A 21,442-nucleotide genomic window follows, 5' to 3' on the forward strand; every position below is an offset into this window, starting at 1 on the left:
GGGGGTAGCGAAGATGACACGAGAACATATGGATTTAACACCGATTTGTCAACGGTATAAGGCGCGGGTGATCCGCATCATTCCCCAAGAGGATTATTATCTGGTGGAGACCAACCGTGGACCCAAGGAGCTGCGGGTCTGGCCGCGCGTCGATGTGATGCGCTGGTCGTATGCATGGCGTGAGCAGATGGCACGGCAGGGCTTCCGCAATGTAGAGCGGTTCATCCGTACGCGGGATGCCAAACCTTACGTGGTATCAGGGAAAAAAGGCTACACCATGACCGATCATCTGCGCAAGGTGGGGCCTTATACGCCAGGGATGGAGCATGCCCATTACGCCGGGCAGATGATTGCCAAAATGCATCAGGCGCAAAGCTCACAAAGCTTTCCGGTCGCAAGCGATCTTCTGAAGCGGGAGCAATCGCTTGCGGTCGAGGAAGCGAAGCGGGCGCGGCATGTCTTTGAACATATCAGTGAGACCCCGTTAAAAGGGGAGCAGCGCCATTTTATCGCCAGCATGTTCCCGCCGTTATTGGAGCGGATGGAGCGGAGTGCGGAATTGATCAGCACCACACTGATTCCAGAGGAGTATCTGGCTGTGTCGCACCGGGAGATGGGCCGGGAAAACTGGGGGCTGGTGGAGGATCAACTCTTCCTGCGCGGCTTCTACCGACCGACCCTGTCGATTCAGCATCGGGATACGGCTACGTTATTGCGTCAGATTTATATGGATACGCAGAACCTGTCCAGTGTGGATGCGTTCCTCGACGGCTATGAGGAAAACAAGCCGCTCTCCTATGATGAATACCGTCTGCTGCTGGCCTTCATGGCTTATCCACAGGAAGTATGGAGGCAGATCGAAAATATCGTCCATCCGATCACGCTCACAGGCGAGGCACAGGATGAATCGGCGCTCGTGCAGGTCGAACAGGCGATTCGCCGTCAACAGCTCATCGATGAACTGCTCCAGCACATCGCGCAGCGTGCTGAGCGCGGGAGACGATTGTCATGAGTCGCTTTGATGAAATCTATCCCGTTCTCCACGAGTATGATATGTATGCTCAGTCTATTGATGTGATCAAGGGTCCTAATGTGTATAAAGCGATCACCCCGTATGGCTCGTACGTCTGCAAACGGTCGTCGGCCTCGATTGGACGCATCCTGTTCGTCGGCGGGGTGCTTCGCCACCTGCAACAACGCGGCTGGGAAGGCGCGGTTCCGTTGATGTACACCAAATACGATGAGCCGTATGTACAGCGGGGTGAATCGGTTTTTACCCTGACGCCGTATCGGCCTGCTGTCCCCGTCGAGGAGTCACAGGTGTCAGCATGGGCCGCCGCCACCGCCGTCCGTCTTGCGGAGCTGCATCATCTGACGCAAAATTATCGCTTTGATGATCCCCGTCAGGTAGAGCCGCTCGTCGATTCACTTCTTGCACGCTGGGAATCATGGCTGACACAGCTGGAGCTGTATAAGGCGACAGCGGTGGACCGCCAGTACCCGTCGCCGTTTGACGTGGTGTTTTTGGCCAACTATGATTTCATCTGGGATACGGCCAAACAAGCGGTCAACGAGCTGCGTGAATGGCGCCGGCGTCATGAGACCCATGCTCATTTTCGTCTGTCGTTGATTCATGGCTTCCCTCATCCTGCCCATACGCTGCTTGATCCGGAAGGCAATGCCCGACTGCTTAATTTTGATCGTGCTGTATTCGATTCTCCGGTGCGCGATCTGACGATGTTCTACCGGACTTATTTCCAGATGGCCGGTGATGATGAAGTCGCTTCGGAAGTCTATCGGGAGTATGCCAATGTGTTCCCGCTCAGACCGGATGAGATTGAGCTGTTGAGCTGCTTCTTGCAGTATCCCGAGCGGATCATGCGGGATGTGGAGAGCTATTACGAACAAAAACGCAACTGGAATGAGCTGACCGCCGTCAAGCGCTTAGAAAAAGATATAGACCGGCTGATGCGCCTAAACCGCTGGGTCAACCGGGCCTTTTAGATGGGACGCCTCTTTTTTTGGAGGCGATTTTTCTTTTTTCAGGTGTTTTTGTTTCGTGTTTTGACTCTGCTGTCATACCCATTCCATGTGAATCGCAATATACGTTAAGGCAAACACTCCGAGCACGATCACATCAAAGGTGGTGGGTAAGAACATCGTACGGATAAACTGGAAGATGATCAGCGGAAGCAAAACAGCCTTGCAACCCAGCTTGAAGCTTACGTAGGTAGGGTTGTACTTAAAACGTTTCCAGCTCATCGTCATCACCTCATCATAATATATGCATAGGAGGTTGTCTGAGGAAGTCCTTTTTGGGTGGTGGGAGAGCAGGGGACTTTCAAGCAGCTTGCCTTGTTGAATCCCCTTCGTAAGAAGGGGGGAGCTGTCCGCTGCGGAAGAAGCAAAAGTGAGGCCGGAGCAAAAAGGGTTCGAAGAAGCAAAATCGAACGGAGGGGTTTGCTCCTAGGCGGATTCGAGGATGCTGATTCACTTTTGCTTCTTCCTTCGCTAAGCTGGGGATTCAAAGAGGCGCGCTGCTTGAAAGTCCCCTGCTCTCCACCAGCCAAAGTGGACTTCCTCTGTTGGATGAAGGAGGGAAGGAAAAGAAAATGCATACAGTTTTTTGGATCGTGAATCAGGGGGGAGATATATGAGGAAGGTCGAGGTCGTTCCTTATCAGGCGGTGTGGACGGATCTATTTGAAAAAGAAGCGGATCAATTACGGCAAAATCTTCGGTGACGAACTAGTCGCCATTCATCATATCGGCAGCACGTCTATACAGGGGATGCTGGCCAAGCCAATCATAGACATCATGCCCGTCGTCCGAGATATTGCCAAGATGGATTGTTTTACCGATGACATGGCGAAGGTCGGTTACATAGCCAAAGGAGAGAACGGGATAGCAAGGCGCCGTTATTTTCAAAAAGGCGGGGATCACCGTACGCATCATGTTCATGTGTTTCAAGAGAATGATCCAAACATCATCGAACATCTGGCGTTCCGCGATTACCTGCGGATGCATCCGGATTGGGTCAGAAAATATGGGGAACTAAAAGCAGAGTTGGCACAACAATTTCCCTACGATATCGCGTCCTACATAGATGGAAAAGATGAATGGATTCAGCAGAGGAAGCAGGAAGCGCTTCGGTGGTGTGGGATTAAAATTAATAATTAGGGTTTTCAATGTATGAAGGTGTTAGTATAGAGAAATCTTGAAAAAAACTCAAAATGACTTTTGGGTAATCTTGCTAATAAATACAGGTTGAATTATATCTGTTCAGCTAAGCGGTACTATGTTATCCTGGTTTTAGTAACCAAGGATAACAGGTGATATTAATGGACGATCAAAGTAAAAAATATACGGTACTAGACCTTTTTTGTGGGGCTGGAGGTATGTCAGAAGGCTTTCTTCAAGCGGGCTTTCGAGTTCCTTTTGCGTGTGATTTTAGTAAAGAGGCTGCCGAGACATACCAACATAGACATGATCAATTAGGTTGTAAGGTTGAATTTTATCAAGGTGATATCTCTAATCTTACCGCAAAAAAGAAAATTATTGACTTTATAAGTGGGGTTTCTATTGATGTAGTTGTAGGAGGACCTCCGTGTCAAGGATTTAGTCTATCGGGGAAAAGAGACGAGAATGATCCCAGAAATACGTTATTTATGGAATTTCTAAAAATAGTAAAGATAGTTAAACCCAAATATTTTGTTATGGAAAATGTCGAGGGAATACTTTCGTATAGGTTCAAAAAAATAAGATCTCTCTCGGGGGAAGTTTATGAAAATATTCTTGTTCCAAGTATCATTGAGCAAGAGGCAAATAAAATGGGGTACAGAGTTCAATACAAATTATTAAATGCTAAAGACTATGGTGTCCCACAGAATAGACCACGTGTAATCTTTATTGGAAGTAAAATCCATAAAAAAGGGAAAACATTTAAAGATGCTGTACCAAAGCCGAATTTCCCAGAAAAGCAAAAAAAAATGGTTACTGTTGAAGAAGCAATATCTGATCTTAGTTATTTACGCAATGGTCAAACTTCCGATCAATATCATGATAAGTATAAGCCAACTACCTATCAATTAATGTTAAGGGAGGGACTTACACCAAACATTAATGGTGTAACCGTCAGGGCAACCAAATTAACTAATCATGAAGCTTCTAAGCACTTCGAAAAAACTATTAAGAGGTTTGAAAAACTTCGACCGGGTGAATCTATCAGGGAGATGTTAAATCGTCTTGATCCACTTGAATACGAATATTACTACACAAAAAAATATCGATGCTCAAGATTAGAAAAAAATAACGTTTCACCTACTGTTTTAACACTTCCCGATGATATAGTTCATTATGATATTAAGAATTCGAGAATTTTAACGGTTAGAGAATTTGCGAGATTGCAATCATTTGACGATAGTTTTCAGTTTTTAGGTAAAAGGACGACTGGAGGTGACAGAAGGAAATTTGAGACACCACAATATACACAGGTAGGAAATGCAGTCCCTCCTCTTTTTTCAAGAGCAATAGCTGAAGAAATTATGAAATGTCTAATAGAATTTACTACCAACAGTGAAAGACCAAAACTATTAGTAATGTAGGTGGTTATTATGGGTAATCTCTTGCGATTTAAGGCATCAACAAATGTTAAGAGTTTAATTGGAAAAGATTTGGTGACAGATGAGATTACTGCTGTGTTTGAATTGGTGAAAAATTCATATGATGCTGATGCAAGAGAGGTAACAATTGAATTTTACGGTTTAAAAGAAGGAAATGGAAAGATAATTATTAGTGATAACGGAACGGGTATGGATCTATATGACATAGAAAATAAGTGGATGGTCATCGGTACTGAGAGTAAAAAAGGCAAGGAATACTCAGATATTTTCCGGAGACCCCTTAATGGAGATAAGGGGATAGGAAGATTTTCGGTTGACCGTTTAGGAAGAAAACTTTCCTTGTCTGCTGTTAAGACTAATTCAGATATAAATATCTTAATGAATTTTGATTGGGAGATTTTTGAAAAAAATTATTCTAGTATCGATGAGGTAAATATTCCATATAGAACCGAATTGATTGATGGGCAGGAAGAAATACAGGGTGTTTCTTTAGAAATCAGTGATCTCAGGGACGTTTGGGATAAAGCGAATATATCGAAATTAATAACAAGTTTACGTCATTTTAAATCACCGTTTGAGATTGACGATAACTTTTCAATATGGGTCTACGCACCAGATTATTTCGAAGAATGGATTGAAATTAAATCATATAAGTTAGAGGATATTAGCAATCTTTGGGTACAGGTTGAAATTCCAAGAGATAACCCTACAGAAATTAATATTGTTGTTAATAGAGATGGTATTGAATATGAGGAAACATATCCTAATATTTATGAATTTGGACCTATATTTTCAAAAGTATATTTCTTTGATACCCCGTCTAAGATTAGGTTTAAAAGTAGAATGGGTATTCGAGTTAAAGATTTTGGGAATATTCGTTTGTATAGGGATGATTTTAGAATACATCCTTATGGTGAAGAATTTAACGACTGGCTTGAATTAGACCGACGCAAAGTTCAAGGAACTTCTAGATTTTTTGGTACCCGTGATTTAATAGGTTTTGTACAGATTACAAAAAAACATAATAAAAAAATAGAAGTACTTACTAATAGGCAGGGATTAATAGAAAATTCATATTATCAGCAATTGAAAGAGCTTTTGTTGGACTATGCAATAAAAACACTTGAAAAGTATTTCTTTAAAAAAAGTAAAAACGAATTATTTGTCGAATCAAGAAAGAATGTAGAAGAAGCTGTCAGAGAATTGAAAAGAGTTGCTAAAGAAATACAAAAAAAATCTCCTGATACAGCAAAAATGTTACGGCAGTTGTCAGATGTTGTACAGAAAAGTCAAGCTGAACAAGCAGCTTTTGTAAAAAATCAAGAAGAAGTTTTGAATGTTTACAAAAGGGTTGCGAATAAAGAAGTTTTACTTCATAAAATAATTCATGAGGCATTGATCAGAATTCAAAAAGTGAAAACAGTCTCTTCATCGGGTAAAAGAAAAATTAGAAATTATAATAATAATGAGCCTTTTGATGATTTTCTGGAGTTGATTACTCGGGATTTTGGAAAAATTGATAAGCTTACCGAGGATGCTAAAGACTATTTAAAGAGTGCGCGAGATCATCTTATGAGGGAAAGAAATCGTGAAATAATAAATTTAAAGAATTTTACTTTGCAAGTGTTGAGTGGTTTTGAGGAGGAGTTTCAACAGCATAGTATCTCTGCGAATTTAGAAGCTTCATCTGATTTAATTTATAAAATTGACAGGGAAGACTTCAAAACAATTATTAATAATTTTATCAATAATTCTATCAAGTCACTTAAAAGTTCGGACGGGACGGACAAAGAAATTAAAATCAGAATCACTGAAAATCAAAGATTTATTGTTTTTATTTTCGGAGATAATGGTATGGGAGTCCCTGAACATATTCGAGACAGGATATTTGACCCCTTTTTCTCAACCACTGGTGGATTTGGGATGGGATTATCGATTATTGATGAGATAGTCAAGGAATACCAAGGAGAATTCAATCTATCAAGAAATTATACATCTGGTGCAGAATTTCAAATCAAATTAAGAAAGTAGGATAATAATGCTTTTGAGAAAAGTCTTAATTGTTGATGATAATAAAGATACACCCGATACAATAGAAGAGTACTTAGCTATATATAAGGAATTGCAAGAAAGAGAGCAACTACCATATACTTTAGAATTCATTTGGGAGGAAACTATTGAAAGTGCTCTTGAACGTTTCGATAAAAAAATAGAGGTAATAGATGTTGCATTAATTGATTATGACTTTTCTTATGATACAAAAGGTAAAAAAGGTGTTTATCTTGTAAAAAAAATACGTGATCATATAAATCAAAGATGCAAAATAGTTTTTAACACAATGCACGGAATATCCTTTTTAAACAAAAGTGAACTTGTTGACTTAATAAATAATGACGTGTTTCGATTCATTTCAAAAAGTGGTGAAACATTTGACCTAAAATACCAAGAGGTAGGGGATAAGGCGGATCAACTTATTGTCGAAGCAATAATTGAGGCATTAGATTCCTATGATCCAGTTAGTAATGCACTTGAGAGATATTTGGTAAATTATTTTGACGTAATGAGAGATGTGAAGATTGATATAAATGGAAAAGAATATTCCATCCAAGAGATAATTGATGCGATAAGATTATGTAAAGAGCCAGGTAATACCTTTGTTGCCAACTTGCTAGAAATGACAGTAATGGATTTTCTGGAAATTAAATGAGGTGTAATAAGTGCAAATAATTCATTTCAATCCAAATGATTCTGGTCTTAGATTTTTACAGGGATCACGGATGTATTTTAAAGAATCCTTCAACGATCAGGGTCAAAGTATATATAGGGCTTTACCAGATGCGAATGACTTTGTAGGGTTACTAAATTCTAGAATTAGTTACCCTGACGTGGTATTAATAACTGCTCATGGCACAGATGATGCTATCTTAGGTGTACGGCAAGGAAAATTGATAAAAGCAATGAGACTTCATCAAACAAGGCTTTTTAAAAATAATTTTGTGTTAGCAGTATCTTGTTTAACAGCTAAGGAATTTGGTAAGAAAGCTATAGAAGAGGCAGCTCAAGTTTATATTGGTTTTGATGACTATATACAAAGTGATTTTAAATTTGGTAGTAGTCTAAACCAAAAATTTAATGATATCTTGGAAAAAATATTCAAAAAAATATATCAATTGTCACTTAATAGAGCTTTTAGTTCATTCATTAAAAAGAGCCTTACAGCTCGAGAATTGACTATGCTCATAGAATTAAATTTTAAAAAATTAGTTAGAGAGCTTCAAAGGATGGATATCAAAAACATTAGAACCGTATATAGTGTTCAACTTACTGAGAAATTAGAGGATGAGTTAAGAGCTGTTATTAAATTGCAATTTATTGCTAAATACAACACGTTGCAAAAAAAAATTTCATTGCTGGGTGATCCATATTATGTACCTTGGTATTATATCAACTATTTAAACAAAGAAGAGCTTCAAGTTTTATTAGAAAAAATAAATAATATGGATGAAAAAAATAATTATTATAAGTACTTTGTGGAATTATTAGTATATATGAAATTAAATGATCAAGTAGGTTATTTGGGTACGTATGAAAAGTTTGAAAAGGAACTTTGTCGTGAAGATCTAGTTTTTGAAGTTCCTTTTAATTTACCTAAAGATATTGCATAAAATTAGGTTTCTAAATGTTAGTTAACTAGTGGCTTGACTAGTTAACTTTTTTATTATGGTGATCAAGCTTATTTCATAAGTAACGAGTAGGTTCGAGCCTATTAGAAGCGATTTATACAAAATGCAAGGCGAATCGATTGGAAGTCGCCTGCTCTCTCGCACCCACTATGAGTAACCAGCATCTTTTTGGCAACACTATAAAAAACCATCCAGACCCCCATTCTAAAAAAAGGAGGCCGCCTGCCATGATCAGCATCCCACAAGCGATTCATCACATCATGTGGTTCCTCGTGTTTGGTTCTTTGTTCATCGGCCTGCTGCGCATCGTGATGCGGCGGGAATAGTCAGTCAAGCGGGAGGGGGAGAAAAGTCCGATGCGAAATACGGCAACCATAGCCTGGCGCAATCTCAAGCGAAAGCCTGCGCGCACGGTGCTTCTGATGGGAAGCGCGGCGATCACGGCTTTTTTGCTGTTTGCGAGCTATTTTTTCCTGCATTCCATGGAGCGGAGTGTCCAAGCCTCAGGTGAGCGGCTTGGGGCGGATCTGTATGTCGTGCCAAAAGGATACGGCGGGCAAGCAGGGGAGATGACGATCTCGGGTACGGCTACGAGGTTCTACATGAGTGAACACATGCTGGAGCCGATCAGCCGCATCCCCGAAGTGGAGCATATCGCCCCACAGCTCTACCTGCAGACCGTCAACACAGTCTGTTGCAAGGTTGAGGGAGAGTTTCCGATCGTGGCATTCGACCCGAACCGTGATTTCACCCTACAGGCGTGGACGACGCTGAAGAAAGGTGAGTTCGCTCCTAATGAACTTCTGATCGGGTCTGAAGCTGGCGGCAAAAACTATCTGTACCACTACGACTACTCGACCATCCAAGAAAAAGTAGTCTTGTTCAACCACACGTTTTTGGTGCGTAATCTGCTGTTTCCAACAGGGATGGGGACAGATAAAACGATCTTCATGCACCTCGACACCGCCCGCCGACTGATCCGGGGAGAGCGGCTTGTGGAGATGCAGAGTGAGGAGCAGAAGCACGGTACCGTGAACGCTGTTGGAGTAGAGACCCCGATCCCCGATGACGCCATCTCGATTCTACTCATCAAAGCCAAACCCGGCACAACCGAATTCGTCAAGCGCCAGATCGAGCGTCTCCAGCTTCCAGTCGACGTGGTAAAAGGGACAGGGCTTCGCGACAGCCTCAAGACCCAGCTGTTCCCCGTCAAAATCCTGAGCTATGCCATCATCACCATGATGATTCTGATGAGCGGATTGCAGGCGGCGACGATGTTTTCAGCGATTATCAGCGAGCGGCGCAAGGAGATCGGGATGCTGCGGGCGATGGGTGCGAGCAGATGGACCGCGAGCCAGCTTTTACTGACCGAAGCGGGATTGGCCGGGCTGATCGGGGGAATGGTCGGGGTCACTCTCAGCTACGCCGGACTATACGACAACCGCGTGCTGATCATGCAATTGATGAAGCTGCCCTTGCTGTTTCCAGATCTGCTGACAGGCTTGTGGCTGGGGCTGATCATCATCTTGCTCACAGTGATGATTGCGGTCGTGGCAGCGTGGCTGCCGATCCGGAGTGCATTGCGGATAGAGCCATACGAAGCGATACGGGAAGGAGAATAGCAGTATGAGCGAGACGATGATCCAGATGCAGAACATCTCGAAGCGCTACACGCTAAGCTTTGAGGTACACCGCCACGCCTTGGAAGATGTGACCATCTCCATCCATAGGGGAGAATTCGTCGCCGTCACAGGCCCGTCCGGCAGTGGCAAGTCGACGTTTCTCGCGATTGCCGGACTGATCGACACCCCGACTTCAGGGGAATTGACTCTGGCGGGCCGATCGATGACACAGGCGGATGAGGATGAGCGGACGGCTTTTCGCGCCAGCACTTGTGGTTTTGTGTTTCAGTTTCCCAGCCTGATTCCGACGATGACCGTCCGGGAGAACATCCTGCTCCCCACGATGCTGCAAGCTCAGAACAGACCGAAGCGTTGGCGTAAGGAAAAAGGTGCAGCCGACAGTGGCTCATTCTCTCGGACCGCTGGGCAGGCCATCTCACCAGACGACCGCGCCGATCAGCTCCTTGACCGCGTCGGTCTCTTAGACAAGCAGCACGACCTTCCCTACCGTCTGAGCGGTGGTGAACAACGCCGGGTGGCACTTGCCCGTGCGCTGATTCACCACCCTCCGCTGTTGTTGGCGGATGAACCGACAGGAGCGCTTGACCCGGAGAATGCGGCACTGATCATGCGCCTGTTTCATGAGCTGAACCGCGATGGAACAACGATTGTGATGGTTACGCACGACATGGAAATCGCCGGACAGACAGAGCGGATGATTTCTCTAAAAAACGGTTTGTGTATCAGGGATTAGACCTCAATACAATAAATAGGTATAATATATAGATGAGTTTATATGTGTGTTGAAAAAACCATAGAGGGGAGAGGTATCCATGCCAGAACATCAAAAGATGACGAAATGGAAAATCTTGAAGCGAGGGGTATTCATCACCATCGGGGCCATATTGATGGCGGTAGGTCTGGAAATCTTTTTAGTTCCAAACCACATTATTGACGGGGGGATCACAGGGATCTCTATCATCTTCTCACACTTGACCGGGTGGGGATTGGGTCTGTTCCTGTTCGTGCTCAACCTGCCATTCCTGATCTTGGGGTACAAGCAAATCGGGAAGACGTTCGCGATCTCGACTTTATACGGGGTCACGGTCATGTCGATTGGTACGGTGCTATTGCATCCGGTACCGGGTATTACTTCTGATCCGCTGCTGGCTGCCATTTACGGCGGTCTGAGTCTGGGGATCGGGGTTGGATTGGTCATCCGTTATGGCGGCTCGCTTGACGGTACAGAGATTGTAGCAATCCTGTTCAGCAAAAAGACACCGTTCTCTGTCGGCGAAGTTGTCATGTTTTTCAATATTTTCATTCTAAGCAGTGCAGGGTTTGTATTCGGGTGGGACCGTGCGATGTATTCGTTGATGGCCTACTATATCGCCTTTAAAGTAATCGACTTGGTGCTCGAAGGCTTTGACGAATCCAAATCAGTCTGGATCATCAGTGACATGTCCAAAGAGATCGGAGACGCACTCAACGCCCGTCTGGGACGCGGGGTTACCTATCTCAACGGGGAAGGCGGATACTCGGGTGATTCCAAACAAGTTATTTTTACAGTCATTACCCGTCTGGAAGAAGCCAAGGTGAAAAGCATCGTCGAAGATATGGACCCAACCGCTTTTCTTGCGATTGGAAACATCCACGACGTAAAAGGCGGCCGCTTCAAAAAACGCGATATTCACTAAAGTTGTCATTTGTTGGTTTCGTTACTGGTTTAGCAGGGAAAAGAATGATGTAAGCAACTTTTGGGTAAAAGGAGGTCACAGGGGTGGTCTCACAGGCGATTTTATATGTGTGCGCATTGATCCTGTCGCTCTATCTGCTTCTGACGTCACGACATCTTGTGACCTTTAAACGTTGGTATGACTTTACCTTTTTGCAGGCATTAGCCTTTTTCTTCTGGGGCTTGGGCCATCTGTTTGGGATGAGTGCAAGTCCCGTTTACCAGATATGTTCAGATGTGATTGCATACTTTTATTACCTGTTTTTCTTCTTCTCGATCCGTTCGTTTCCGCTATTGCCGCATCTGTATTACAACTCATGGAAGACCTGGGTGGATATGGCTGCGATCACCGTTCTGTATCTCACCAATGCGGTGACAACCTGGCTCGTCCCATCTTCAGCGGCGTGGCTTGATATGTACACTCATTTGGCATTGGATGTAATCTTGGCTTCCTGTGTGATCGGGCTGTTGCTCGGCACCGGGTTCAAGCGGATTTTCTCACAAGAGGCGGGTTCGATTGTCGCACTGCTTTGCTTCTTGGGGGCGGAGCTTGGATTGCATTATTTGCCGATGCCGGTGGGGGTCACGTTGTTTCTGGTCGCGTTAGGCATCGTGCTTCGTGGTCATCATTACACAGGCAAGCTGGCCAGATTGGGCAATGTGAACACCGAATACTCGTTTTTTTATGAAAAATTGGAATTCAACCTGCGCGATGAAAAAGTGGTCATCAGTCTGCTGTTTCTGGCCGTACTCTACACGTCCATAACATCGTATCCGTCTACGCTGTACCTTGTGGGGAACAGTCTTTTGCTCTCGCTGTGGCTGATCCGCTGGTATTTGACCAACAAGCTGAACCGTCGGATGATCAAGCAGATTTTTGAGATGTCGAGCAATCTGGAAAAAAGCTTTGAGGAGAACCTGGAGCAGCTGACTGTCAAAAACGAGGCGATGAGTCATCTTTTGACGCTCAAGCAGACCTACGAAAAGCTGCTGCGAAAAAGCAACGAGCAAAGCATGCGGGAGATCACCTATGAGAATGTCTACCAGATGATTGAGGAAATCACAGGTGTCTGGTACTCCTCGATGGAGGGTGTTACCTTCCTGCGCGTGTCGTTCGAATGTGAGCATCACCGTCCGCGTTATGAGGTCATCCGTGGGAATCACCAGACCCGCATTCAGGAAAAAGACCTGATCAGCGTCCGTCTTGTCGTCGATGAAAACGGCAACTGCGAAGACAGAAAAAGACCGAAATACGTCCGGGTGCAGGCAGTACCTGGGCCGGATGTGAATGAACAGGAGCAGACCGCTTTTCTCAATCTGCTGGCGATTCATGCCCGTGGGCTGATGCAGCGTTGTATTCAGCTGCAAAAGTCGCTCGATCTGCATTTGATGGAGCAGGAGATGCAGGTAGCCTCCCAGATTCAATTCAGCCTCATTCCAAAAGAACGTCTGGTCCTGCCACAAGTTGAGGCGAAAGCGGTATATATTCCGGCTACCTATGTAGGCGGTGACTATGTAGATTATGTGGTGATCAATGAGCGGTACAGCTGCTATCTGGTGGCGGACATCTCCGGGCATGGGTTGCCGGCGAGCCTTCTGACGACCGGAATCCGGAATTCATTCCGGGCGATGATCCAGACCTGTCATGAGCCGCATATGATTTTGGAGCGGTTGAACCGTCTGCTGTATGAAGACTTGTCACGCACGCGTTCCTTTGTCACGATGTTTATCGCGGTGGTGGATCATGAGCGTGGAGTAATCCGCACGAGCCGGGCCGGCCATCCGCATCCGCTGTATTTATCCGGTAGCAGACAGCAGGTGATGATTACCAGTGGCGGTATCGGGCTGGGCTTGCTTGAAGATGCGGTTTATCGGTATGATGAGCATAAGATCCAAGAAGATTTTCTGTTGGTGATCTATACGGATGGACTCACCGATCTGGGCCGTGGCCAGCAAGAGATGGATGCGGGGCAATGGTTGAGCCTTTTTGGCAGTATCAGCCGTACCCAGCTTTTGGGGCAAGGGACGGACGCGATTGATAATATCGAACAGATCGTCGTGCAGACCACCAAGCAAAAACAGCAGGATGATGATATCTCGTTATTGATTTTAAATATTAAACAGCCAAATCCCCTGATGAAGGGAGGTAATGCGGATGCAGTTATGCCAACAGTGTCCGAGTGACTCTTCCTGCCAAATCTGTTTGGAGGGGCTTGGGGCGGGGAATGCGGGGAAGAAAGTGATTCCGCCCCGCCCAATTCACTTGGTTCATTTAGCAAGCGACACACGTTATAAAGCGGAGCTTCGCGCAATCAGCCGGATCGCGGTCGGAGTTTATGGTCTGGAGCAGTGGCAGGCTGGACGCTACGAGGTGGAGCTTGCTTCTGATTTTCGGATTATTGGAAGCGCGATCATTCCGTACCGCGATTCCCCCTATTTGGTGCTCGATATTGAAAAAGTACTGCGCAAAGAAGAAGTCATGCAGCGCCTGCTGGTCGATGAATTCCATCTCTGGCATCTGTCCCATGAGCTGGAGCCATCCGCTGTCCTGACCGATCATGCGGCGTCGGATGAAGGACGGCAGCAGCTGATCAGAGAGCAGCTGGACAAGTTGGCGGTTCTGCAGAATTTTCAAGAACTGCGGATGTTCATCGCAGACGGTGACAAGCTTCGCCTGCTCGGGAACAGCACGCAGCCCGAAGACCACCTGAAGCGGGGTCTCTGGAAGCTGGTTGCCAAAGCGCGCCTGACCAGACAAAACGTGCGTGAATCCCTGTTCTCAAAAGAGATGGATCAGGTCTTTGACACCCATGTACTGCCCCTGCCTGATGAGACCTGCGGAATTGCGGTGTTGAACATCACCAATGCGATTGCCGCCGAACGCAAGCGGCAGCAGGCGGAGTGGGAGATGTACCGCAATGTCCTCTGCATCGTAACCAAAGGCAAGCTGATACTGTTGCAGGATGCTGATCTGTATGATTTTATCCGTCAAAGCGAAATGCTGCTGCGCTATGAGATCAAATCGCCTGCAGATTTACAGGGGATGCGCAGACAGATGACAGAGGCGCTTGTGGCATGCGATCTGGGAAGCCGCAAGCCATTGCACTGTGTCGTGGCGATTAATGAAGCAGCGACCAATGTGATCAAGTATGCGGAAGGCGGTAAAGTGGAGCTGTACCATTCCCAAGCCGACCAGATCCTCAGAATCGTCGTCTCTGATGAGGGCGAAGGGATCCTTCTGCATGATCTCCCTAAAGCTACCCTGATCCGTGGGTACTCCACTGTTGATACACTCGGGGCGGGTTTTCATGTCATGCTAGAGTACTCCGACCGCATCCTCGTCAACAGCTCTCCACAAGGTACCAAAATTGTGCTCGAATGGCATCATGTTAAAATAGGCAGCTAAAACAGGTTTCAATCTAGGTCGAAAGAGGAAAAGGGAGTATAACTACCTGAAATGACAACAACATCTTGGCTATATAGAGTAGACTTAGATGAGAGGAGTAGACAACTGATGCAATACCAGGTAAAAGAGCATGAGAAGCAAGCCACGATCTACTTGGAAGGCGAATTGGATATGACCGTCGGCAGCGAACTCGGCAACCTGATCCGACAAGTCGGGGAGCGTCATGAGACGATCATCCTTGATTTTGACGGCGTCACTTTTATCGATTCTTCTGGGATCGGCAGCCTGTTTTATGCCACCAAAGATTTGCTTGCCTTGGGAAAAGCCATCTCCATCACCAATGTAAAAGAAGACATCCGCGATATTCTGGAGGTACTCGGCTTTGCTGAGGCCCTCGGTTTGGAGATTTGACGCGACCCATCGGATTGGTTATAATATCGTACAGAATGCATAAGCACATAGGTTACATACGATGAGTGGGAAGAGTAGATCCGAGATGTCTTGTCAGAGAGGGAGAACAACTGCTGCGAGTTCTCTAAGACTTACCTGATCGAAGGTCGCCCATGAGTAATTCCGCCGAACAGGGGACACTCCCCATTCAGTAGACGGAATCGGTTCAAGCCGTTATCTTGATTGAGTGAGCATGACACCCATGCGTCCCGTTTTTTTTGATTTTGGGCGTGTCAGGTTGGTCGTGCTAACAAAGGTGGTACCGCGAAGCTAACTCCTATTCGTCCTTTGAGAGGAATAGGGGTTTTTTTATTTTCACCCACCCATCCATACATAACCATTACAAGGAGGATGTATAGGTATGTCTGCTGACAACACCATCAACATCGACGAGCAGTTGCCGAAGAATTTTGATCCAAGCCAAGCGGAAGCCAAATGGTACCGCTACTGGATTGACAACCAATTTTTCAAAGCGGAGCGCGACCCACAGAAAACTCCGTTCACCATCGTGATCCCGCCACCGAACGTAACCGGTAAGCTCCACCTGGGCCACGCACTCGACACCACCCTGCAGGATATCATCACCCGTACCAAGCGGATGCAAGGCTACAGCACCTTGTTCCTGCCGGGGATGGACCACGCGGGGATCGCGACACAGGCCCGTGTAGAAGCGACACTGCGCGAAGAAGGCATCACCCGCCACGATCTCGGACGCGAGAAGTTCTTGGAAAAAGTCTGGGAATGGAAGCACATCTATGCCCAGCACATCCGTGAACAATGGGAAAAGCTCGGTCTTGCGCTGGATTACTCCCGTGAGCGTTTCACCATGGATGAGGGGCTTTCTGCAGCGGTACGCGAAGTATTCGTCCGCTGGTATGAAAAAGGCTTGATCTACCGCGGCAAGCGCATCATCAACTGGGACCCGGCTGCCCGCACAGCACTCTCCGACATCGAGGTTATCTACAAAGAGGTAAAAGGCGGCATGCACCACATGCGCTACCAGCTCGCAGACGGTACCGGTTCTATCGAAGTGGCGACCACCCGTCCAGAGACCATGCTCGGCGATACGGCGGTAGCGGTGCATCCAGAAGATGAACGCTACAAGCACCTGATCGGCAAAACCGTCATCGTCCCAATCGTCAACCGTGAGATCCCAATCGTCGGCGATGACTATGTAGACCCAGAATTCGGTTCCGGTGCGGTCAAAATCACGCCTGCACACGACCCGAACGACTTCGAAGTAGGTCTTCGTCACAACCTCGAACAGATCGTGGTCATGGACGAATCCGGTACAATGAACAAAAATGCAGGCCCTTACGCTGGTCTTGACCGTTTTGCCTGCCGCAAACAAATCATCGCTGACCTGCAAGAGCAGGGCGTGATGTTCAAAATCGAAGAGCATATCCACCAAGTAGGTCACTCCGAGCGTTCTGACGCAGTGGTTGAGCCATACCTCTCCACCCAATGGTTCGTGAACATGCAGCCGCTCGCAGACGCAGCGATTGCCAATGCACAGAGCGATGAGAGCGTACGCTTCGTTCCAGAGCGCTTCAAAAACACCTACCTGCGTTGGATTGAAAATATCCGCGACTGGTGCATCTCCCGCCAACTCTGGTGGGGTCACCGCATCCCGGCTTGGTACTGCCAAGACTGTGGTCATGTCAATGTAGCCCGCCACGATGTAACCGAGTGCTCCGAGTGCCACAGCCACAATCTGACGCAAGACAACGACGTACTCGACACCTGGTTCTCTTCCGGACTCTGGCCGTTCTCCACACTCAACTGGCCGAATGAAGAAGACCCAGACTTCAAATATTTCTACCCGACCAATGTACTGGTAACCGGCTATGACATCATCTTCTTCTGGGTGGCGCGCATGATCTTCAGCGGTCTGGATTTCACCGGTCAAAAGCCGTTCAACGACGTGCTGATCCACGGTATCATCCGCGACTCCGAAGGCCGTAAGATGTCCAAATCCCTCGGCAACGGGGTAGACCCGATGGAAGTGATCGAGAAGTACGGCGCTGACGCCCTCCGCTTCACGCTCGCGACTGGTAACTCTCCGGGGAATGACCAACGCTTCTATTGGGAAAAGGTGGAGAGCAACCGCAACTTCTCCAACAAGATCTGGAATGCTTCCCGTTTTGCCCTGATGAACCTCACCACTTATGAGGCACAAGGCGAAAATGCGCTCCGTGAACAAGTGGCGAACGGTTCGATCCAGCTCTCCACTCCGGACAAATGGATTCTGACCCGCCTGCAGGCTGCCATCACGGACGCGACCCGTCTGATGGATGCGTACGAATTCGGTGAAGCAGGACGTGTGCTCAACAACTTCTTCTGGGATGACCTGTGTGACTGGTACATCGAGATGGCGAAGCTTCCGCTCTACGGCAATGATGCTGATGCGAAGCATGCGACACAGACGGTTCTCGTACACGTACTCGATCAGGCTCTGCGCCTGTTGCACCCATTCATGCCGTTCATGACCGAAGAGATCTGGCACGCACTGCCAATCGCAGACAAAGGCCTATCCCTCACCATCGCAGCATGGCCAAAGGCAGACGAAGCCCTGAGCTTCCCAGAAGCAGACGCCGAAATGACGCTCTACATGGAAATCATCCGCAGCGTCCGCAACATTCGCGCCGAAGTAAACGTCCCTATGTCGAAGAAAATTGAGCTTTTGATCAAGCCGGGCAACGAAACCGCCCTCGAACAGCTCAATCGCGGCAAGGAATTCCTTGAGCGCTTCACCAACCCTGAGACACTCGTGATCGATACCAACCTCGCTACTCCAGAAAAAGCAATGTCCGCTGTCGTCACAGGTGCAGAGCTGTTCCTCCCGCTCGCAGGTCTGATCGACTTAGAGCAAGAGCGCAAACGTCTGGAAAAAGAGATCGACACGCTCGACAAAGAGGTAGAGCGCATCGAGAAGAAGCTGAACAACCCAGGCTTCATGGCAAAAGCGCCAGAGGCAGTTATCGCCGAAGAGAAAGCGAAGCTGGATGACTATGCGAGCAAACGCGAAAAAGTAAAAGCCCGCCTCGCAGACCTCTAAGGTTAATTCGGGCATGACGACGGATTCCCCGTCATAACTATGAGAAAGAATGGAGTCAAACGGGAATATGGCAGAGACAACGGTAACCTATGAAGAAGCATTGGATTGGTTGCACGGACTGTTGCGCTTCGGGCAAAATCCGGGACTTGAGCGTATGCAGTGGATGCTGGGTGAATTGGGGCATCCCGAGCGAACCCTTACTTTTATTCACGTGGCCGGGACGAATGGCAAAGGCTCGACCTGCGCCTATCTGACCACCACACTGATGGAGGCAGGCTATAGCGTCGGGACATTCACATCCCCCTATATCACCGATTTCCGTGAACGGATTCGCTACAATGACCAGATGATCCCACGGGAGGATTTGAGTCAGCTTGTCAGTGAAATCAGACCGTTGGTGGAGCGCTGCGCGGAAGAGTCAGGCGTAGGCTCCCCGACTGAGTTTGAAGTGATTACACTCTTGGCGATTTTGTATTTTGTCCGCACACGCCCGTCTGTGGTGGTGTGGGAGACTGGGCTTGGAGGACGGCTGGATTCGACCAATGTCGTCTTCCCGCTCGTCTCGGTCATCACGAATGTGGGGCTGGATCATACCGATGTGCTGGGCGACACCATCGCCCAGATCGCAGCGGAAAAAGCGGGCATCATCAAGTCTGGTACCCCTGTTGTCATCGGTGAGATGACAGAAGAGGCACGCAGTGTAATCGAACAGGCGGCCAAAGCCACCCGCAGTACCATCTATCAATATGGACGTGACTTTACCGCAACACCGCAGGGATCAGCCGGACCAGAAGGACAGAGCTTCACGTACCGCAGTGTGTTCAGACGTCATGATGCCGCATATGATGTAGGCATGTTGGGCGCACACCAGATTGTGAATGCGTCTGTTGCCATGATGGTGCTGGATGTCTTGCGTGAGTTCTACGCCTATTTTTATGAGGAAGAAGAGCTGGCGCGCGGGATGCGTAAGACCCGCTGGCTCGGACGTCTGGAGGTCGTGAACCAGAAGCCTTTGGTGATTCTTGATGGAGCACACAACACCGAGGGCATGGAGGCACTTGTCAAAAGCTTGCCGTCGCTCGTCGCAGGCCACTCCCGCGTTCACCTGTTTGTTGCGGCACTGGGTGACAAACCACTTTCCCGCATGGCATCGGTTTGGCAAAAGGCAGAAATAGATATACCGAACATCTATCTGACTAGCTTTGATTTTCCACGGGCTGCTTCGGCCGATACGCTATTTGATGCGTTTTGCGCGAGCGGTGTAGACTCCAATCGGCTTACCAAAGTAGAAGATTGGAGCTCGTTTGTGCGTGAATGGATCAGCAAAGAAGAGAACCAGGATGATGTGCTCATCATCTGCGGTTCGCTCTACTTTATTGCCCAGGTGCGCGCAGTATTTCCTATCCACTTACATGAGGCAGGTGAATAATGGTGGAACAGCTTCAGCACGTCCACTTTGTCGGGATTGGCGGATATGGCATGAGCGCCATCGCCCGTGTGCTCGTTGACCTGGGATATCGGGTTACGGGTTCCGACGTCGCCATGAATGATCTGGCAAAAAAACTGATTGAACGCGGCGCCACCGTCATGATCGGCCACGAAGCGAGTCAAATCGCAGGGGCCGATATCGTGGTGTACTCCACCAGCATTTCCAAGGAGAATCCGGAGATTGCAGCAGCAGAAGCCCAAGGGATTCCACTTTTGCATCGCTCCCAGATGCTGGCCAAAATTTTGAATGAACGCACAGGGGTGGCCGTCGCCGGCGCACACGGCAAGACGACCACCACCTCCATGCTTGCCCATATCTTAGAAGAATCCGGTGTAGACCCGACTTACATCATCGGCGGCGAGCTGGTGAATGCCGGGACCAATGCCAAGGCAGGTCAAGGTGATTTCGTCGTGGCGGAAGCAGACGAGTCCGACGGCTCCTTCCTGGAGTACTATCCGTCGTATGCGATTGTGACCAACATCGAGCCGGATCATCTGGAGCACTTCGACGGCGATTTTGAAAATCTCAAAAAAGCATATGTCGAGTTCCTCAGCCACCTCAAGCAAGACGGCAAGGCTGTTGTCTGCATCGATGACAGCGTGGTGCGCGAGCTTCTGCCGAAGATCGACCGCAGCCTCGTGACCTACGCGATCGACCCGGCTTATCAGGGAGAGGCTGACTTCAAAGCGACCGATATCGTCGAAGGCGACCGTGTCACCACCTACAAAGTGTGGCACAAGGATCAACCGCTGGGCGAAGTGAAGCTCCATGTCCCTGGTAAACACAATGTAGCGAACTCGCTGGCTGCCTTGATCGTCGGTCTGGAGGCAGGAGTCTCGTTTGACCGTTTGGCAGATGCACTTGGCACCTTCCGTGGGGCGAAGCGCCGTTTCCAAGTGATTGGCGAAGAGCGCGATGTCTTGGTTGTCGATGACTATGCACATCATCCGACCGAGATCATGGCGACGCTCAACGGTGCCCGTGCCTGCGGCCGCCGCGTCATTGCGATCTTCCAGCCACAGCGCTACACACGCACGTTCTTCCTGATGGATGAATTCAGCCGTGCGTTCGCCGAGGCAGATGAAGTGATCATCACCGACATCTATTCTCCAGCCGGGGAACAAAGAATCGAAGGTGTTAACTCCCAAGTCCTGGTGGAAAAAATCCGCCAGAACAGCCATGCCAAAGCCAGATACATCCCGACCAAAGAAGAGGTGCAGGAGACCGTCCTCACCGAGCTGAAGCCGGGTGACCTGGTGCTGACCATGGGTGCTGGTGACATCTGGAAATCTGCGTATTGGATTGTGGAAAAACTGGCGAAATCGTGCTAGTTTCGTCCCTATGAATAGGAAGAAACCCGCCTGAACGAATGGGCGGG

Annotated in this window: 17 protein-coding genes and 1 other annotated feature; of the genes, 16 read left to right on the forward strand and 1 reads right to left on the reverse strand. The window is 47.7% G+C overall.

What is annotated here, in order from left to right; genetic code table 11:
• Window positions 1-13 precede the first annotated feature (13 nt).
• Both FGI41_RS11225 and FGI41_RS11230 read left to right on the forward strand, forming a co-directional pair.
• Complete coding sequence (locus tag FGI41_RS11225; protein WP_139490241.1) at window positions 14-1,012, forward strand: YutH/CotS family kinase-like spore coat protein; 999 nt, start codon at window positions 14-16, stop codon at window positions 1,010-1,012.
• Window positions 1,009-2,004 carry a YutH/CotS family kinase-like spore coat protein gene (locus tag FGI41_RS11230; RefSeq protein ID WP_139490242.1) on the forward strand — a complete coding sequence of 332 codons (996 nt, stop codon included), beginning with the start codon at window positions 1,009-1,011 and terminating at the stop codon, window positions 2,002-2,004. Before FGI41_RS11225 ends, FGI41_RS11230 begins: the two co-directional genes overlap by 4 nt.
• A gap of 72 nt (window positions 2,005-2,076) precedes the next feature.
• On the opposite strand, the gene FGI41_RS11235 is transcribed toward FGI41_RS11230, so the two are convergent.
• Entirely contained in the window at window positions 2,077-2,262 is a 186-nt protein-coding gene (locus FGI41_RS11235) for a YszA family small membrane protein (protein ID WP_139490243.1), read from the reverse strand.
• 440 nt (window positions 2,263-2,702) lie between these two features.
• On the opposite strand from FGI41_RS11235, the gene FGI41_RS11240 reads away from it, so the two are divergent.
• The 14 genes from FGI41_RS11240 to murC all read left to right on the forward strand — a co-directional run bounded on the left by FGI41_RS11240 (window position 2,703) and on the right by murC (window position 21,395).
• Window positions 2,703-3,179 carry a GrpB family protein gene (locus FGI41_RS11240; RefSeq protein WP_368656689.1) on the forward strand — a complete coding sequence of 159 codons (477 nt, stop codon included), beginning with the start codon at window positions 2,703-2,705 and terminating at the stop codon, window positions 3,177-3,179.
• 161 nt (window positions 3,180-3,340) lie between these two features.
• The gene (locus FGI41_RS11245; RefSeq protein ID WP_139490244.1) at window positions 3,341-4,603 is read left to right on the forward strand and encodes a DNA cytosine methyltransferase; all 1,263 of its coding nucleotides are present in this window, start codon (window positions 3,341-3,343) and stop codon (window positions 4,601-4,603) included.
• Between the two features lie 9 nt (window positions 4,604-4,612).
• Window positions 4,613-6,652, forward strand: a complete 2,040-nt coding sequence (locus FGI41_RS11250) for a sensor histidine kinase (RefSeq protein WP_139490245.1) — start codon at window positions 4,613-4,615, stop codon at window positions 6,650-6,652.
• 13 nt (window positions 6,653-6,665) lie between these two features.
• Complete coding sequence (locus FGI41_RS11255) at window positions 6,666-7,328, forward strand: DNA-binding transcriptional response regulator (protein ID WP_139490246.1); 663 nt, start codon at window positions 6,666-6,668, stop codon at window positions 7,326-7,328.
• A gap of 10 nt (window positions 7,329-7,338) precedes the next feature.
• On the forward strand, window positions 7,339-8,286 hold the full coding sequence (locus FGI41_RS11260; protein ID WP_139490247.1) for a hypothetical protein: 948 nt from the start codon (window positions 7,339-7,341) through the stop codon (window positions 8,284-8,286).
• Between the two features lie 374 nt (window positions 8,287-8,660).
• Entirely contained in the window at window positions 8,661-9,926 is a 1,266-nt protein-coding gene (locus FGI41_RS11265) for an ABC transporter permease (RefSeq protein WP_139490248.1), read from the forward strand.
• A gap of 4 nt (window positions 9,927-9,930) precedes the next feature.
• Complete coding sequence (locus FGI41_RS11270) at window positions 9,931-10,680, forward strand: ABC transporter ATP-binding protein (RefSeq protein ID WP_139490249.1); 750 nt, start codon at window positions 9,931-9,933, stop codon at window positions 10,678-10,680.
• A 79-nt stretch (window positions 10,681-10,759) separates the two neighbouring features.
• The gene (locus tag FGI41_RS11275) at window positions 10,760-11,623 is read left to right on the forward strand and encodes a YitT family protein (RefSeq protein WP_139490250.1); all 864 of its coding nucleotides are present in this window, start codon (window positions 10,760-10,762) and stop codon (window positions 11,621-11,623) included.
• A gap of 83 nt (window positions 11,624-11,706) precedes the next feature.
• Window positions 11,707-13,845 (forward strand): PP2C family protein-serine/threonine phosphatase, encoded by a 2,139-nt coding sequence (locus FGI41_RS11280; RefSeq protein WP_139490251.1) that lies wholly within the window; start codon window positions 11,707-11,709, stop codon window positions 13,843-13,845.
• Window positions 13,817-15,067: an ATP-binding protein gene (locus FGI41_RS11285; RefSeq protein ID WP_176560236.1), complete on the forward strand. Its 1,251-nt coding sequence runs from the start codon at window positions 13,817-13,819 to the stop codon at window positions 15,065-15,067. Before FGI41_RS11280 ends, FGI41_RS11285 begins: the two co-directional genes overlap by 29 nt.
• Window positions 15,068-15,175: 108 nt before the next feature.
• Window positions 15,176-15,478, forward strand: coding sequence for an STAS domain-containing protein (locus FGI41_RS11290; RefSeq protein ID WP_139490253.1), 303 nt, complete (start codon window positions 15,176-15,178; stop codon window positions 15,476-15,478).
• Window positions 15,479-15,530: 52 nt separating this feature from the next.
• Window positions 15,531-15,809, forward strand: a binding site (T-box leader).
• Between the two features lie 69 nt (window positions 15,810-15,878).
• Window positions 15,879-18,575, forward strand: coding sequence for a valine--tRNA ligase (locus tag FGI41_RS11295; protein ID WP_139490254.1), 2,697 nt, complete (start codon window positions 15,879-15,881; stop codon window positions 18,573-18,575).
• 67 nt (window positions 18,576-18,642) lie between these two features.
• Window positions 18,643-20,004 carry a bifunctional folylpolyglutamate synthase/dihydrofolate synthase gene (locus tag FGI41_RS11300; protein WP_139490255.1) on the forward strand — a complete coding sequence of 454 codons (1,362 nt, stop codon included), beginning with the start codon at window positions 18,643-18,645 and terminating at the stop codon, window positions 20,002-20,004.
• Between the two features lie 2 nt (window positions 20,005-20,006).
• On the forward strand, window positions 20,007-21,395 hold the full coding sequence (gene murC, locus FGI41_RS11305; protein ID WP_139490500.1) for a UDP-N-acetylmuramate--L-alanine ligase: 1,389 nt from the start codon (window positions 20,007-20,009) through the stop codon (window positions 21,393-21,395).
• The last annotated feature ends 47 nt before the right edge of the window (window positions 21,396-21,442 follow it).

It is taken from the genome of Brevibacillus dissolubilis (genome assembly GCF_006170445.1).
Classification (GTDB): domain Bacteria; phylum Bacillota; class Bacilli; order Brevibacillales; family Brevibacillaceae; genus Brevibacillus_B; species Brevibacillus_B dissolubilis.

Coding starts and splice junctions, on each gene's coding strand:
- FGI41_RS11225 (WP_139490241.1), top strand. CDS start 14: ATGACACGAGAACATATGGATTTAACACCGATTTGTCAACGGTATAAG.
- FGI41_RS11230 (WP_139490242.1), top strand. CDS start 1,009: ATGAGTCGCTTTGATGAAATCTATCCCGTTCTCCACGAGTATGATATG.
- FGI41_RS11235 (WP_139490243.1), bottom strand. CDS start 2,262: ATGAGCTGGAAACGTTTTAAGTACAACCCTACCTACGTAAGCTTCAAG.
- FGI41_RS11245 (WP_139490244.1), top strand. CDS start 3,341: ATGGACGATCAAAGTAAAAAATATACGGTACTAGACCTTTTTTGTGGG.
- FGI41_RS11250 (WP_139490245.1), top strand. CDS start 4,613: ATGGGTAATCTCTTGCGATTTAAGGCATCAACAAATGTTAAGAGTTTA.
- FGI41_RS11265 (WP_139490248.1), top strand. CDS start 8,661: ATGCGAAATACGGCAACCATAGCCTGGCGCAATCTCAAGCGAAAGCCT.
- FGI41_RS11270 (WP_139490249.1), top strand. CDS start 9,931: ATGAGCGAGACGATGATCCAGATGCAGAACATCTCGAAGCGCTACACG.
- FGI41_RS11275 (WP_139490250.1), top strand. CDS start 10,760: ATGCCAGAACATCAAAAGATGACGAAATGGAAAATCTTGAAGCGAGGG.
- FGI41_RS11285 (WP_176560236.1), top strand. CDS start 13,817: ATGCAGTTATGCCAACAGTGTCCGAGTGACTCTTCCTGCCAAATCTGT.
- FGI41_RS11290 (WP_139490253.1), top strand. CDS start 15,176: ATGCAATACCAGGTAAAAGAGCATGAGAAGCAAGCCACGATCTACTTG.
- FGI41_RS11295 (WP_139490254.1), top strand. CDS start 15,879: ATGTCTGCTGACAACACCATCAACATCGACGAGCAGTTGCCGAAGAAT.
- FGI41_RS11300 (WP_139490255.1), top strand. CDS start 18,643: ATGGCAGAGACAACGGTAACCTATGAAGAAGCATTGGATTGGTTGCAC.